Annotated in this window: 15 protein-coding genes; 7 read left to right on the forward strand and 8 right to left on the reverse strand. The window is 57.2% G+C overall.

Annotation, left to right across the window (positions count from 1 at the left end; translation table 11 throughout):
- The first annotated feature begins 86 nt into the window (after window positions 1-86).
- The 5 genes from nrdR (at window position 87) to thiL (ending at window position 3692) form a co-directional block, all read left to right on the forward strand.
- Window positions 87-536 carry a transcriptional regulator NrdR gene (gene nrdR / locus SPG90_RS00570; protein ID WP_008503337.1) on the forward strand — a complete coding sequence of 150 codons (450 nt, stop codon included), beginning with the start codon at window positions 87-89 and terminating at the stop codon, window positions 534-536.
- A gap of 4 nt (window positions 537-540) precedes the next feature.
- Window positions 541-1644: a bifunctional diaminohydroxyphosphoribosylaminopyrimidine deaminase/5-amino-6-(5-phosphoribosylamino)uracil reductase RibD gene (gene ribD, locus SPG90_RS00575; protein WP_047173807.1), complete on the forward strand. Its 1104-nt coding sequence runs from the start codon at window positions 541-543 to the stop codon at window positions 1642-1644.
- A gap of 87 nt (window positions 1645-1731) precedes the next feature.
- Window positions 1732-2202 carry a 6,7-dimethyl-8-ribityllumazine synthase gene (gene ribE, locus SPG90_RS00580; RefSeq protein WP_006176874.1) on the forward strand — a complete coding sequence of 157 codons (471 nt, stop codon included), beginning with the start codon at window positions 1732-1734 and terminating at the stop codon, window positions 2200-2202.
- 21 nt (window positions 2203-2223) lie between these two features.
- Window positions 2224-2643: a transcription antitermination factor NusB gene (nusB, locus tag SPG90_RS00585; protein ID WP_024906809.1), complete on the forward strand. Its 420-nt coding sequence runs from the start codon at window positions 2224-2226 to the stop codon at window positions 2641-2643.
- A 77-nt stretch (window positions 2644-2720) separates the two neighbouring features.
- Window positions 2721-3692, forward strand: coding sequence for a thiamine-phosphate kinase (gene thiL / locus SPG90_RS00590; RefSeq protein WP_033144764.1), 972 nt, complete (start codon window positions 2721-2723; stop codon window positions 3690-3692).
- A gap of 68 nt (window positions 3693-3760) precedes the next feature.
- Here the strand turns inward: thiL and SPG90_RS00595 are convergent, their stop codons facing one another.
- The 4 genes from SPG90_RS00595 to xseB all read right to left on the reverse strand — a co-directional run bounded on the left by SPG90_RS00595 (window position 3761) and on the right by xseB (window position 7828).
- Complete coding sequence (locus SPG90_RS00595; protein WP_064791216.1) at window positions 3761-4735, reverse strand: aldo/keto reductase; 975 nt, start codon at window positions 4733-4735, stop codon at window positions 3761-3763.
- Window positions 4736-4798: 63 nt separating this feature from the next.
- The gene (gene dxs, locus SPG90_RS00600) at window positions 4799-6661 is read right to left on the reverse strand and encodes a 1-deoxy-D-xylulose-5-phosphate synthase (protein ID WP_047173808.1); all 1863 of its coding nucleotides are present in this window, start codon (window positions 6659-6661) and stop codon (window positions 4799-4801) included.
- Window positions 6662-6685: 24 nt separating this feature from the next.
- Window positions 6686-7585 carry a (2E,6E)-farnesyl diphosphate synthase gene (gene ispA / locus SPG90_RS00605; protein WP_064791217.1) on the reverse strand — a complete coding sequence of 300 codons (900 nt, stop codon included), beginning with the start codon at window positions 7583-7585 and terminating at the stop codon, window positions 6686-6688.
- Window positions 7586-7828 carry an exodeoxyribonuclease VII small subunit gene (gene xseB, locus SPG90_RS00610; protein WP_008503331.1) on the reverse strand — a complete coding sequence of 81 codons (243 nt, stop codon included), beginning with the start codon at window positions 7826-7828 and terminating at the stop codon, window positions 7586-7588.
- Between the two features lie 191 nt (window positions 7829-8019).
- Here xseB and thiI point away from each other — a divergent pair, with 191 nt between their 5' ends.
- Window positions 8020-9468 carry a tRNA uracil 4-sulfurtransferase ThiI gene (gene thiI / locus SPG90_RS00615; RefSeq protein WP_023310562.1) on the forward strand — a complete coding sequence of 483 codons (1449 nt, stop codon included), beginning with the start codon at window positions 8020-8022 and terminating at the stop codon, window positions 9466-9468.
- A gap of 63 nt (window positions 9469-9531) precedes the next feature.
- Here the strand turns inward: thiI and yajL are convergent, their stop codons facing one another.
- The gene (gene yajL / locus SPG90_RS00620; protein WP_023310563.1) at window positions 9532-10122 is read right to left on the reverse strand and encodes a protein deglycase YajL; all 591 of its coding nucleotides are present in this window, start codon (window positions 10120-10122) and stop codon (window positions 9532-9534) included.
- Window positions 10085-10996: a 2-dehydropantoate 2-reductase gene (panE, locus tag SPG90_RS00625; RefSeq protein ID WP_045400674.1), complete on the reverse strand. Its 912-nt coding sequence runs from the start codon at window positions 10994-10996 to the stop codon at window positions 10085-10087. Before panE ends, yajL begins: the two co-directional genes overlap by 38 nt.
- Before the next feature lie 121 nt (window positions 10997-11117).
- Between panE and SPG90_RS00630 the strand changes: the two genes are divergently transcribed.
- Window positions 11118-11609 (forward strand): YajQ family cyclic di-GMP-binding protein, encoded by a 492-nt coding sequence (locus tag SPG90_RS00630; protein WP_033144770.1) that lies wholly within the window; start codon window positions 11118-11120, stop codon window positions 11607-11609.
- A 32-nt stretch (window positions 11610-11641) separates the two neighbouring features.
- On the opposite strand, the gene SPG90_RS00635 is transcribed toward SPG90_RS00630, so the two are convergent.
- Both SPG90_RS00635 and cyoE read right to left on the reverse strand, forming a co-directional pair.
- Entirely contained in the window at window positions 11642-13003 is a 1362-nt protein-coding gene (locus SPG90_RS00635; protein WP_047173810.1) for an MFS transporter, read from the reverse strand.
- Between the two features lie 148 nt (window positions 13004-13151).
- Window positions 13152-14039, reverse strand: coding sequence for a heme o synthase (gene cyoE / locus SPG90_RS00640; RefSeq protein WP_013095848.1), 888 nt, complete (start codon window positions 14037-14039; stop codon window positions 13152-13154).
- Window positions 14040-14050 lie beyond the last annotated feature (11 nt).

Here is a 14050-nt window from a genome sequence, read left to right on the forward strand (position 1 = left end):
TCCTTTGTCTCAAAAAGCTCTTCCTTTGTTGTCAGGCCAGATCAGGGTAAAATGAAAATTAGTTAACCACATAACAGGGATACCGTATGCATTGCCCATTCTGCTCCGCTGTGGATACCAAAGTCATCGACTCTCGTCTTGTGGGCGAAGGGTCATCCGTACGCCGTCGTCGGCAGTGTCTGGTGTGCAACGAGCGTTTCACGACCTTTGAGGTTGCAGAGCTGGTAATGCCGCGCGTGGTAAAAAGCAACGACGTGCGCGAGCCGTTTAACGAAGAGAAACTGCGCAGCGGGATGCTGAAGGCCCTGGAAAAACGCCCTGTCAGCGCGGATGACGTTGAGATGGCGTTAAACCACATAAAATCTTACCTTCGTGGTTTGGGTGAGCGTGAAGTGCCGAGCAAAATGATCGGCAACCTTGTGATGGAGCAGCTGAAAAAGCTCGATAAGGTCGCCTATATCCGCTTCGCCTCGGTCTACCGCAGCTTCGAAGACATCAAAGAGTTTGGCGAAGAGATCGCCCGCTTACAGGATTAAGCTCATGCAGGATGAGATTTACATGGCGAGAGCCATGAAGCTGGCGCAGCGCGGTCGTTTTACCACCCATCCCAACCCGAACGTCGGGTGCGTTATCGTTAAAGATGGCGAGATCGTAGGGGAAGGATTTCACTATCGTGCCGGCGAGCCGCATGCCGAGGTCCATGCGTTGCGCATGGCCGGTGAGAAGGCGCGCGGTGCCACAGCCTACGTTACGCTGGAGCCCTGCAGCCATCACGGACGCACGCCGCCGTGCTGTGAAGCGCTGATTGCGGCGGGCGTGTCGCGCGTGGTCGCTGCGATGCAGGACCCGAATCCACAGGTTGCCGGGCGCGGCCTGTATCGCCTGCAGCAGGAAGGCATTGACGTCAGCCATGGGCTGATGATGCAGGACGCGGAAGCGATCAACAAAGGCTTTCTGAAGCGCATGCGCACGGGGTTCCCGTATATTCAGCTTAAGCTGGGCGCCTCGCTGGACGGTCGTACGGCGATGGCAAACGGCGAAAGCCAGTGGATCACGTCACCACAGGCAAGGCGCGATGTGCAACGTCTTCGCGCGCAAAGCCATGCTATTCTCACCAGCAGTGAAACCGTTCTGGCTGACGATCCGGCCATGACCGTGCGCTGGGACGAGCTGAATGCGGATACTCAGACGCTTTACCCGCAGGAGAACCTGCGTCAGCCGCTGCGTATTATCATTGATAGCCAGAACCGCGTGACGCCGGAGCACCGTATTGTCCAGCAGCCGGGTGAAACCTGGATTGCCCGCACTAAAGAAGATACACGCGAATGGCCGGAAGGCGTGCGCAGTATTATGGTGCCGGAGCATAACGGTCATCTGGATCTGGTGGTGCTGATGATGCTGCTCGGCAAGCAGCAGGTGAACAGCATCTGGGTTGAAGCGGGGCCAACGCTCGCCGGTGCGCTTTTACAGGCCGGGCTAGTGGATGAGCTGATTGTTTACGTTGCGCCTAAACTGTTAGGTCACGACGCGCGCGGCCTGTTTGTGCTGCCCGGCCTTGAAAAACTGGCCGACGCACCGCAACTCAAATTTAGCGAGATTCGTCCGGTAGGCCCGGATGTCTGCCTCCACCTAACGACAGCGTAATTGCTCCTGAAATAGGGAAGCAGTGCGCAAAGTATTATGATAAAATCCGCCCCCCTGCGGGGCCAAATGAACCCGTAAAGGAAGAGTATGAACATTATTGAAGCTGCTGTAGCTACCCCGGACGCTCGCGTCGCCATCACCATTGCGCGTTTCAACAACTTCATCAACGACAGCCTGCTGGAAGGTGCGATTGACGCCCTGAAACGTATCGGCCAGGTTAAAGATGACAATATTACCGTTGTTTGGGTTCCAGGCGCTTACGAACTGCCGCTGGCGGCGGGCGCGCTGGCGAAAACCGGTAAATACGACGCGGTGATTGCGCTGGGTACCGTTATTCGTGGCGGCACTGCGCACTTCGAATACGTTGCGGGCGGTGCAAGCAACGGTCTGGCACACGTTGCGCAGGATGCTGAAATTCCTGTCGCGTTCGGCGTGCTGACCACCGAAAGTATTGAACAAGCCATCGAACGTGCTGGCACCAAAGCCGGTAACAAAGGTGCAGAAGCTGCACTGACCGCGCTTGAAATGATCAATGTATTGAAAGCCATCAAGGCCTGATTTTTTTGTAAGGGGAATTCCGTGAAACCTGCTGCTCGTCGCCGCGCCCGTGAATGTGCCGTCCAGGCACTTTACTCCTGGCAGTTGTCCCAGAACGACATCTCTGATGTTGAATACCAGTTCCTGTCAGAACAGGACGTGAAAGACGTTGACGTTCTGTACTTCCGTGAACTGCTGTCGGGAGTGGCGACTAATAGCGCGTATCTCGATGGCCTGATGAAGCCATACCTGTCCCGTCTGCTCGAAGAGCTGGGTCAGGTGGAAAAAGCAGTGTTGCGTATCGCGCTGTTTGAGCTGTCTAAACGTGATGATGTGCCGTATAAAGTGGCCATCAACGAAGCGATCGAGCTGGCGAAAACCTTCGGCGCTGAAGACAGCCACAAGTTTGTAAACGGCGTACTTGATAAAGCAGCACCTGCGATCCGTCCCCACAAAAAGTGATCCGCAAACCGGAGTCCTGCATTGCCTGACGGGCAGTGCGGCTCCGGTTTTTTCTTTTATTTGCTGAGGCATAACGTATGGCATGCGGCGAATTCTCCCTGATTGCCCGTTATTTCGACCGTGTCAGAACCTCTCGTCTTGATGTTGAAACCGGCATTGGCGATGACTGTGCACTTCTCAATATTCCCGAAAAACAGACGCTGGCAATCAGCACCGACACTCTGGTGTGCGGCCGTCATTTCTTACCGGATATCGATCCTGCCGATCTGGCGTATAAAGCCCTGGCGGTTAACGTCAGCGATCTGGCGGCGATGGGGGCCGATCCCGCGTGGCTAACGCTGGCTCTGACGCTGCCAGAGGTAGATGAAGCCTGGCTGGAAGCCTTTAGCGATGCGCTTTTTGAGCAGCTTAGCTATTACGATATGCAGCTGATTGGCGGCGACACGACTGCCGGGCCGCTGTCGATGACGCTGGCGATCCACGGCTACGTGCCGCTTGGCCGCGCGCTGAAGCGTTCAGGCGCAAAACCCGGCGACTGGATCTACGTGACCGGTACGCCGGGCGATAGCGCGGCAGGGCTGGCGATCCTTCAAAATCGTTTAACGGTTGAAGATGCTGACGATGCGGCGTATCTGGTGAAACGCCATCTGCGGCCAACGCCGCGTATTTTGCACGGCCAGGCGCTGCGCGAACGGGCAAGCTCGGCTATCGATCTCTCTGACGGGCTGATCTCCGATCTCGGCCATATCCTGAAGGCCAGCGGCGTAGGTGCGCGCGTTGACCTGGATCTCTTCCCGCTGTCTGAGCAGCTGCTTCGCCATGTGGAGCCTGAGCAGGCCCTGCGCTGGGCGCTCTCCGGTGGTGAAGACTATGAGTTGTGCTTCACGGTGCCTGAGCTCAACCGTGGAACGCTGGACGTGGCGTTAGCGCATCTCGGCGCGAAATTCACCTGCATCGGTCAGATCATGCCGGAGAGCGAAGGGCTGAAGTTTGTGAAAGACGGCGCGCCCGTCACGCTGGACTGGAAAGGGTACGATCACTTCGCGTAAGCTTTTGCCGGGTGGCAACTTCGCCTTACCCGGCCTATGTGTTTTGTTCCCTTTCTCTGTGGCAGGGCTTACTTAAACCCCACCACCGGATGCGGCTGATACGGCGTCTCCAGCTCGGCAATCTGCTCTGGCGTCAGCGTGATATCCACCGCATTCAGCAGCTCATCCAGCTGTTCTTCCCGCGACGTTCCAATAATCGGTGCCGCGACCCCGCGCTTGCCCAGCAGCCAAGCCAGCGCTACCTGGGCGCGAGTGGCACCGGTATCGTCGGCAATTCCGGCTAACCGTTCGGCAATTAGCGCATCGCTGGCTTCTGTACCGGAATAAAGATTTTTTCCCACTTCATCCGATACCAGGCGAGCCGTGGTTTCCCCCCATGGACGGGTCAGGCGGCCGCGCGCCAGCGGACTCCACGGGATCACCGCCACGCCCTCCTGATGGCACAGCGGCAGCATCTCGCGTTCTTCTTCACGATAGATCAGATTGTAGTGATCCTGCATGGTGACAAATCGCGCCCAGCCGTGCTGCGCCTGGAGAGCCAGCGCCTGGGCAAACTGCGACGCGTGCATAGACGACGCGCCGATGTAGCGAGCTTTCCCGGCTTTGACCACGTCGTTGAGCGCCTCAAGCGTCTCCTCGACTGGCGTGCTGTAATCCCAGCGGTGAATTTGCAGCAGATCGACGTAATCCATGTTCAGACGTCTGAGGCTGTCATCAATGGAGCGAAGGATCTGGGCGCGAGAAAGTCCCTGAGACAGGTCGCCTGACGGATAGAAGACCTTGGTGGCGACGACGATGTCATCCCGACGGGCAAAATCGCGCAGGGCGCGGCCGACAATCTCCTCGCTGCTGCCGTCGGAGTAGCTGTTGGCGGTGTCAAAGAAGTTAATGCCGCCCTCGATGGCGCGTTTGATAATCGGACGGCTGCTCTCTTCCGGCAGCGTCCAGGCGTGGTTTCCCCGATCGGGCTCGCCAAAGGTCATGCATCCCAGACAAAGTCGGGAAACCTTAAGGTCCGTTTTTCCTAATGTTGTGTATTGCACGGTTCCGCTCCTGCTGTTTAAACACCAGGTTTAAGCATAGCAGGAGCGGAAAAGGGGGAGGGGTCAGTCCAGCCAGGTACGGATTTTGGCTTCGATACCGGCGGCGTCCAGGCCAATAGCCGCACGGGCTTCGTCCTGAGTACCTTGCGGAATGAAGTGATCCGGCAGGCCGAGGTTCAGCACCGGCACGGCTTTACGGTTCGCCATCAGTACCTCGTTCACGCCGCTGCCCGCGCCGCCCATGATGGCGTTTTCTTCCAGCGTGACCAGCACGTCATGCGTCTCAGCCATACTCAGGATCAGAGAGTCGTCGAGCGGCTTCACAAAGCGCATGTCCACCAGGGTGGCATTCAACGCTTCAGCCGCTTTAGCCGCCTCTGGCATCAGCGTGCCGAAGTTCAGGATCGCCACTTTTTCACCGCGACGCTTCACCAGACCTTTACCGATCGGCAGTTTTTCCAGCGGCTGAAGCTCAACGCCCACCGCATTGCCGCGCGGGTAGCGAACGGCGCTTGGGCCATCCTGATAGTGGTAGCCGGTAAACAGCATCTGACGACATTCGTTCTCGTCGCTTGGCGTCATGACAACCATATCCGGAATACAGCGCAGGAACGACAGATCAAACGCGCCCTGGTGCGTCTGGCCGTCGGCACCGACGATGCCCGCACGATCGATAGCAAACAGTACCGGCAGCTTCTGAATCGCCACGTCGTGGATCACCTGATCGTAGGCGCGCTGCAGGAAGGTGGAATAGATAGCGACAACCGGCTTGTAGCCGCCAATGGCCAGGCCCGCTGCAAACGTCACCGCATGCTGCTCGGCAATGGCAACGTCAAAATACTGGTCAGGGTATTTTCTGGAGAACTCCACCATGCCGGAGCCTTCACGCATGGCAGGCGTCACAGCCATCAGCTTGTTGTCTTTGGCTGCGGTTTCGCATAGCCAGTCGCCGAAGATTTTTGAATAGCTCGGCATGCCGCCGCTGCTTTTTGGCAGACAGCCGCTGGACGGGTCGAATTTCGGCACCGCGTGGAAGGTGATCGGATCTTTTTCCGCCGGTTCGTAACCGCGCCCTTTTTTAGTCATGATATGCAGGAACTGCGGGCCTTTCAGGTCGCGCATGTTCTTGAGCGTGGTCACCAGGCCCAGCACGTCGTGACCGTCAACCGGGCCAATATAGTTAAAGCCCAGCTCTTCAAACAGGGTGCCCGGCACGACCATGCCTTTGATGTGTTCTTCGGTACGCTTGAGCAGCTCTTTAATCGGCGGTACGCCGGAGAAGACTTTCTTGCCGCCTTCGCGCAGCGAGGAGTAAAGCTTGCCGGAGAGCAGCTGCGCCAGATGGTTGTTCAGCGCGCCGACGTTCTCGGAAATCGACATTTCGTTATCGTTAAGGATAACCAGCATGTCCGGCTTGATGTCGCCCGCGTGGTTCATGGCTTCGAAGGCCATCCCTGCGGTGATGGCGCCGTCGCCAATCACGCAGACGGTGCGGCGCTGCTTGTTCTCTTTCTCGGCGGCAACGGCAATCCCGATGCCCGCAGAAATGGAGGTGGAAGAGTGGCCGACGCTCAGCACGTCATACTCGCTCTCACCGCGCCACGGGAACGGGTGCAGGCCGCCTTTCTGACGAATGGTGCCAATTTTATCGCGACGTCCGGTCAGAATTTTGTGCGGATAAGCCTGGTGCCCCACGTCCCAGATCAGCTGATCGAACGGCGTGTTATAGACGTAGTGCAGCGCCACGGTCAGCTCTACCGTGCCAAGCCCGGAGGCGAAATGGCCGCTGGAGCGGCTTACGCTGTCGAGCAGGTAGCGACGCAGCTCGTCGCACAGCTTCGGCAGGCTCTCTTTCGGCAACAGACGTAACTCCTGGGTGGAGTCAACTAACGCCAGTGTCGGGTATTTGGCAATATCAAAACTCATCAAAGGCTCATCGAGATATATAGTTTATTTATTACGCTGGATTATATAGTCCGCTAGCGCTTCCAGTGCCGAGATATCCAGCGATTGCGCGGCCAGTTCATTTAGCGACTGGCGGGCGTCGTCAATCAGATCCCGGGCTTTACGTTGGGCTTGCTCAAGGCCCAGCAGGGCGGGGTAGGTACTTTTGCCAAGCTGCTGGTCCGCACCCTGACGTTTACCCAATGTTGCAGTATCGCCCACCACATCCAGAATGTCATCCTGAACCTGGAATGCCAGACCGATACTTTCTGCGTATCTGTCCAGAATCGGCAGGGCTTTGCGCCCTTGTTCACCCGCGCTCAGCGCGCCCAGGCGAACGGCGGAACGAATCAACGCCCCTGTTTTATGGCGATGAATACGCTCCAGCTGTTCCAGATTAACCTGACGACCTTCCGCTTCAAGATCCAGCGCCTGTCCGCCGCACATGCCGGCCACGCCGCTGGCCATTGCCAGCTCGGAGATCATCGCCAGGCGGTCGCGGTCGGCCACTTCCGCCATCGGTGCATCGCTCAAAATCGAGAATGCCAGCGTTTGCAGGGCATCACCCGCCAGAATGGCATTCGCCTCGCCAAACTTGATATGGCAGGTGGGTTGACCCCGACGCAAATCGTCGTCGTCCATGGCCGGGAGATCGTCGTGGATCAGCGAGTAGGCGTGGATGCACTCCACGGCGGCTGCCGGGGCGTCCAGCGTGTTGTCGCTGATGCCAAACATATTGCCTGTGGCGTACACCAGGAACGGGCGCAGGCGCTTTCCACCCAAGAGTGCGCCATAGTGCATGGCTTCAACCAGTGGAGTGTTCTGAAAAGGCTGTGGCGCAATAAAACGGCGCAGGGCGTCGTTGGCGCGTACGACACGCGCCTGAAGCTCGATGGCAAAATCCATTTACTCGGCGTCCGGTGTGAAAGGCGTGGTTTTCGCGTCTTCGCTGTCGGAAAGCAGGATCTGCACGCGCTGCTCGGCCTGCTGCAGTTTGACCTGCCCCTGGCGCGCCAGCTGCACGCCACGCTCGAATTCATTGAGCGCCTCTTCCAGCGGGAGATCGCCGCTCTCAAGACGGGTAACGATTTGCTCCAGTTCACTCAGCGCAGTTTCGAAACTGGCCGGTGCGTCGTTCTTCTTCGGCATAGTGAATTGACTCTTATATTCTCAGCCCCGACATGGTAACGGACTCAGGGCAATTATCAAATAACGCGCAATGTGCACAGGAGCGGCGCGATGGTGGTATACTTGCGCGCCTGGATGCAGCCACGGGTGTGGGCTGCTGTACTCTTTTCCATTACAAGCCTTAATACGCTTGCCTAAGAAACATTGCCGCCATGAAGTTTATCATTAAATTGTTCCCTGAAATCACCATCAAAAGCCAATCTGTGCGTTTGCGCTTTATTAAAATTCTCACCGGGAACATTCGTAACGTATTAAAGCACTACGACGAAACCCTCGCCGTGGTGCGCCACTGGGACCACGTTGAAGTACGCGCCAAAGACGAAAATAAACGTCAGGATATTCGCGACGCGCTGACCCGTATTCCGGGGATCCACCATATCCTGGAAGTGGAAGATGTTCCGTTCAGCGATATGCACGACATCTTCGAGAAAGCGCTGGTCCAGTACCGCGATCAGATCGAAGGCAAAACCTTCTGCGTGCGCGTGAAGCGTCGCGGCAAGCACGAGTTCAGCTCTATTGAAGTGGAACGTTACGTTGGCGGCGGTTTGAACCAGCACGTTGAAACGGCGCGCGTTCGTCTGACCAACCCGGACGTGACCGTGAACCTGGAGATCGAAAACGATCGCCTGCTGCTGGTGAAAGGGCGCTATGAAGGTATCGGCGGCTTCCCGATCGGCACCCAGGAAGACGTCCTGTCCCTCATCTCCGGCGGCTTCGACTCCGGCGTCTCCAGCTATATGCTGATGCGTCGCGGCTGCCGCGTGCACTACTGCTTCTTCAACCTGGGCGGCGCGGCGCACGAAATCGGCGTTCGTCAGGTCGCGCATTATCTGTGGAACCGCTTCGGCAGTTCCCACCGCGTGCGTTTCGTGGCGATCAACTTTGAGCCGGTCGTGGGTGAAATCCTCGAGAAAGTCGACGACGGCCAGATGGGCGTGGTGCTGAAGCGTATGATGGTGCGTGCGGCGTCCAAAGTTGCCGAGCGCTACGGCGTGCAGGCGCTGGTCACCGGTGAAGCGCTGGGCCAGGTATCCAGCCAGACGCTGACCAACCTGCGTCTTATCGACAACGTGTCTGATACGCTGATCCTGCGTCCGCTGATCTCCCACGACAAAGAGCACATCATCGACCTGGCGCGCGAAATCGGCACCGAAGATTTTGCCCGCACCATGCCGGAATACTGCGGCGTGATCTCAAAAAGCCCAACGGTGAAGGCGGTGAAGGCGAAGATCGAAGCGGAAGAAGAGAACTTCGATTTCAGCATTCTGGAAAAAGTGGTGGAGGAAGCCTCCAACATCGACATCCGCGAGATTGCCCAGCAGACCGAGCAGGAAGTCGTTGAAGTTGAAACCGTGAGCGGTTTCGGCGCTAACGATGCAATTCTGGATATTCGCTCCATTGATGAGCAGGATGACAAGCCGCTGCAGGTTGAAGGCGTCGAAGTGGTTTCTCTGCCGTTCTACAAGCTGAGCACCAAATTTGGCGACCTCGACCAGAGCAAAACCTATCTGCTGTGGTGTGAGCGTGGGGTGATGAGCCGACTGCAGGCGCTGTATCTGCGCGAGCAGGGCTTTGCGAATGTGAAGGTGTATCGCCCGTAGTTTATTGCAGGGCGGGGGCGACCTGTTGCCTCCGCCCCTCTCCCACAGGGTGAGGGAGAACACCTATTCGTAATAATTATAAATCCCCGCAGGCATCACCAGCGATGACGCTACTTCGTACGCTTTCTCGCGCCCGACCAGCAGGTCAATAATCTTTAAGCCAAAATCAATCGCGGTGCCTGGCCCCTGGCTGGTCAGCAGGTTGACGCGCGGATCCCAGACGACGCGTTTATCAACCCAGTGCTCTTCCGGGATCGTATCCTTGAGCCCTGGGAAACCGGTCATGTTGCCGATGGGGAAGATATCGTGCGGAATCAGAACCGTTCCGGCGGCGGCACAGATTGCCGCGACGATGCGGCCGGATAAATGAAACTGACGCACGGTCTCGACCAGCAGCGGACTGTCGCGAAAACATTCCGCGCCTTTTAAGCCGCCGGGCAGAACGATGATGTCGTAATCGCCGTCAGCCACCTGAACAAGGGGGGCATCCGCAAGGATTTTCACCCCGCGCGAGCAGGTGATTGCCAGATTACCGTCGCTGGCGACGCTGGCGGTGGTGACCTTAATGCCGCCGCGCACCATCAAATCAATGGTGGTGACCGCTTCCATCTCTTCGCTACCAGGGGCGAGGCAGATCAGTGCTGACGCGCTCATATTCACTCTCCTTACGTTTAACCAGGTCATACAGACGGGCGTTTTCCGGCACGGCTATACCGTGCGCGCGGGCGCGTTTTAACAGATAGCCGGTGATGTAGTCGATCTCCGTGTGGCGTAATGCCCGAACATCCTGCAGCATCGAGGAGATGTTTTCTGCCGTGCTCTCAATGACCTGCTCGACATAGCAGCGCAAATCGTCGGCCGAGGTATGCAGGCCTTCCCGCCCAACGACCGCCGCGACTTCCGCACACAGCATGGCAACGTCCTGCGGATGATTTTTCAGCTCTCCGTTCGGGCAGTTCCACAGCGCCGTCAGCGGATTGATTACGCAGTTTACCGCCAGCTTGCGCCACAGCTGAGGGCGGATGTTGTTGTGCCAGGCGACGTCCGGCAGCACCTTCTGCAGCACATCGGCAAGATAGCTGTAATCTCCATCCTGAGTTCTGGCGGGCCCGATGTGCGTCACGCCGCTGGCGACATGCACGATGATGTTGCCGTCGCGACGCGCAGCGTGCGTGGTCGTCGCCATCAGCAGGGGCTGCGGGACGTTTTTCAGCTCATCAAGCGTCCCCATGCCGTTATGCAGCAGCAGAATGGGGGAAGTGGAGGGGAGCTGCGCGGCCAGCGTTTTTACCGCGTCTGAGACCTGCCACGCTTTGAGCGTCACCAGTAAAAGGTCGCTTTGCGCCAGGAAGTCAGGATCGTTCGCGGTGAGGGATTCGTTAAAGATGCTTCCGTCTTCACCAATCAGGTTTACACTGCAATAGGGCTGGGGCACGCGCAGCCAGCCCTGAACCTCATGTCCGTGCTTGCACAGCGCGGTCAGCCACAGCTGACCAAGCGCTCCGCATCCGAGCACCGTAATTTTCATTGTTCCTCCTCACCTGCAACTGCGCCAGGTGTTACAGCTTAATTATACAGCTAAGCTTCTGTTGAGTTATGCCTCGTAGCGGGTATTATGCAACGCAACAAAAGTGAAGGGAGAAGAAAAGATGCCATCTTTCGATATTGTTTCCGAAGTTGATATCCAGGAAGTTCGCAACGGCGTTGAGAACGCAACCCGCGAAGTTGAGTCACGTTTCGATTTTCGCGGCGTTGAGGCGTCGTTTGAGCTGAACGACGCAAATAAGACCATTAAGGTGCTGAGCGAGTCTGACTTCCAGGTGAATCAGCTGCTCGACATTCTGCGCGCCAAGCTGTTAAAACGCGGTATCGAAGGGACGTCTCTGGACGTGCCGGAAGAGTTTGTGCACAGCGGTAAAAACTGGTTTGTGGAAGCCAGGCTGAAGCAGGGCATCGAGAGCGCGGTGCAGAAGAAGATCGTTAAGCTCATTAAAGACAGCAAGCTGAAGGTGCAGGCGCAGATCCAGGGCGAAGAAATTCGCGTGACCGGTAAGTCCCGCGATGATCTCCAGTCCGTAATGGCACTGGTGCGCGGCGGCGATCTGGGGCAACCGTTCCAGTTTAAAAACTTCCGCGATTAATATAAAAAAGCCCGGTTTAACCGGGCTTTTTTTCACGCTTTGAGCGCCTGCTCGACTTCGAAGCGGTTGGTCATTTTACTGTCTATTTTGACGTAAGCGCTGCGCTCTTCCGGGACAATGAGCACCTCTGTTACACCCTCTTTTGCTTCAAGACGCTGCTTAAGCGAATCGCTGATTTCCACATTATCCGGGATTTCTACACGCAGGCTGCTCACGTAGCGCGGCTCTTTCATGGTGCTGGCGACCAGCAGCCAGACCGTCGCCAGTAGCGCACCGGCGAGAAACACGGTTTGTGAATCAAACAGGCCGTCCACCCAGCCGCCGAGCGAGCCGCCGATCGCCACGCCGAGAAACTGGCTGGTGGAGTAGATGCCCATCGCGGTGCCTTTATATCCGGCGGGGGACTCTTTGCTGATCAGCGACGGCAGCAGCGCTTCCATCAGGTTAAAGGCCAGGAAAAACAGCTGTACGCCGGCAATCAGTTCCCAGAAGTGCGGACCGGCACCCCAGAGCACAATTTCGGCAATCAGCAGGACCGCCACGCAGCCCACGAAGACGCGCTTCATTTTGCGCTTCACTTCGGCGTAGATGATGAACGGCACGACGGAGACAAACGAAATCAGCATCGTGACCAGATAGATTTTCCAGTGCTCAGCCGCCGGGAAACCCGCTGCGGCAAGCTGGCCGGGCAGAGCGACAAAGGTCGACATCAGCAGGATGTGCAGGCACATAATGCCAAAATTCAGCTTAAGCAGGCGCGGCTCAACAATCACTTTGCTGAAGCAGCCTTTTACCATGCCGGATTCACGGTTCAGAACGTGGTTCTTGCTGTCCGGCACGACCCACAGGGTTAAGGCAATACCGATGGTTGCCAGCACGGCAATCATCCAGAACAGGGCGTGCAGACCCAACGTGTGCGTAATGATGGGGCCCAGCACCATGGCAATCGCAAACGTCACGCCAAAGCTCACGCCGATGAACGCCATCGCTTTGGTGCGGTTTTGCTCGCGGGTTAAGTCTGAGAGTAGCGCCATCACCGCGGCGGCAATCGCGCCGGACCCTTGCAGGGCGCGGCCAAGAATAATCCCCCAGATGGAGTGGGAGAGGGCGGCAATCACGCTTCCGAGCACAAAGACCAGCAGCCCGCCGACGATCAGCGGCTTTCTGCCCACCCGGTCAGAGAGCAGGCCAAAGGGGATCTGGAAGACCGCCTGCGCCAGGCCGTAGATGCCGATCGCGAGCCCAATCAGCGCCTCGCTGGCCCCCTGCAGCGCCATACCGTACGTGGTCAGAACAGGCAGGACCATAAACATGCCAAGCATCCGTAGCGAGAAGACAGTCCCTAAGCCCCAGGTCGCGCGTAGCTCGCCTGGCGTCATTTTATAATCGTTCATTACCACCTCAGTTCAAAAGCAGGCCATAGTGTAGTGCGGGGAAGGGGCGGGGTAAATAAAGGGTTATTTAACAAATATTACATGCGTTATTAGTAGATTCAGTGAATAAAAAAGGGTGCCGAAGCACCCTTTTATTGACCTGTTTGGCTTACCAGACGTAAGTCAGCAGGTTGTGCGAATCCGGCACCATGAAGTCCACGGACATCATCACCGATAGCGAGGTGATGGCCACAATCGAGAACACAAACAGCTTGCGCGCCCAGACTTTGTCATCTTCCACTTTGTAACCGCGCAGCGCCATACCGAGCCACCAGACGCTCACCGCGGCCGCTACCGCCAGATATTTATATCCGGCGTAACCGCCCAGAGAGAGCATCAGCGTTGCCACGGCAAAGGCGATGATGTACAGCGTGATGTGGTTCTTGGCAACTGAAATGCCCTTCACGACCGGCAGAACCGGGATGTTCGCTGCCTGATAATCCTTAAAGCGGAAAATCGCGATGGCATAGGAGTGCGGCATCTGCCACAGGCTAAAGATAGCCAGCAGGATCAGCGCACCGCTGTCGAACTCGTTCGTGACCGCGCAGTAGCCAATCACCGGCGGCGCAGCGCCGGAGAGAGAACCAATCAGCGTGCCGTAGACGGAGTGGCGTTTCATATACAGGCTGTAGACGCCCACATACACCACGAACCCCATCACCCCCAGCCAGCAGGCCAGCGGGTTAGCACCAAACCACAGCAGCATAAAGCCAGCAATACCCAGCAAGGTGGCGTACACCAGCGAGACGGAAGGGGCGATCAGGCCTTTCACCAGCACCCGATTTTTGGTCCTTTCCATCTTCTTGTCGATATCCATGTCGATGTAGTTGTTAAATACACAACCGGACGCAACAACCAGTGACACACCGACCAGCGTGTAGATAAAGAGGGTGTAATCAATGCTGCCCTTAGAGGCCAGCAGGAACCCTCCGATCACGGAGATCAGGTTGCCAAAGATGATGCCTGGTTTCGTTACTTGCAGGTATTGCTTAAACATACTCGCCGCTC

The organism is Enterobacter sp. D2 (assembly GCF_034427575.1).
Taxonomy (GTDB): domain Bacteria; phylum Pseudomonadota; class Gammaproteobacteria; order Enterobacterales; family Enterobacteriaceae; genus Enterobacter; species Enterobacter cloacae_M.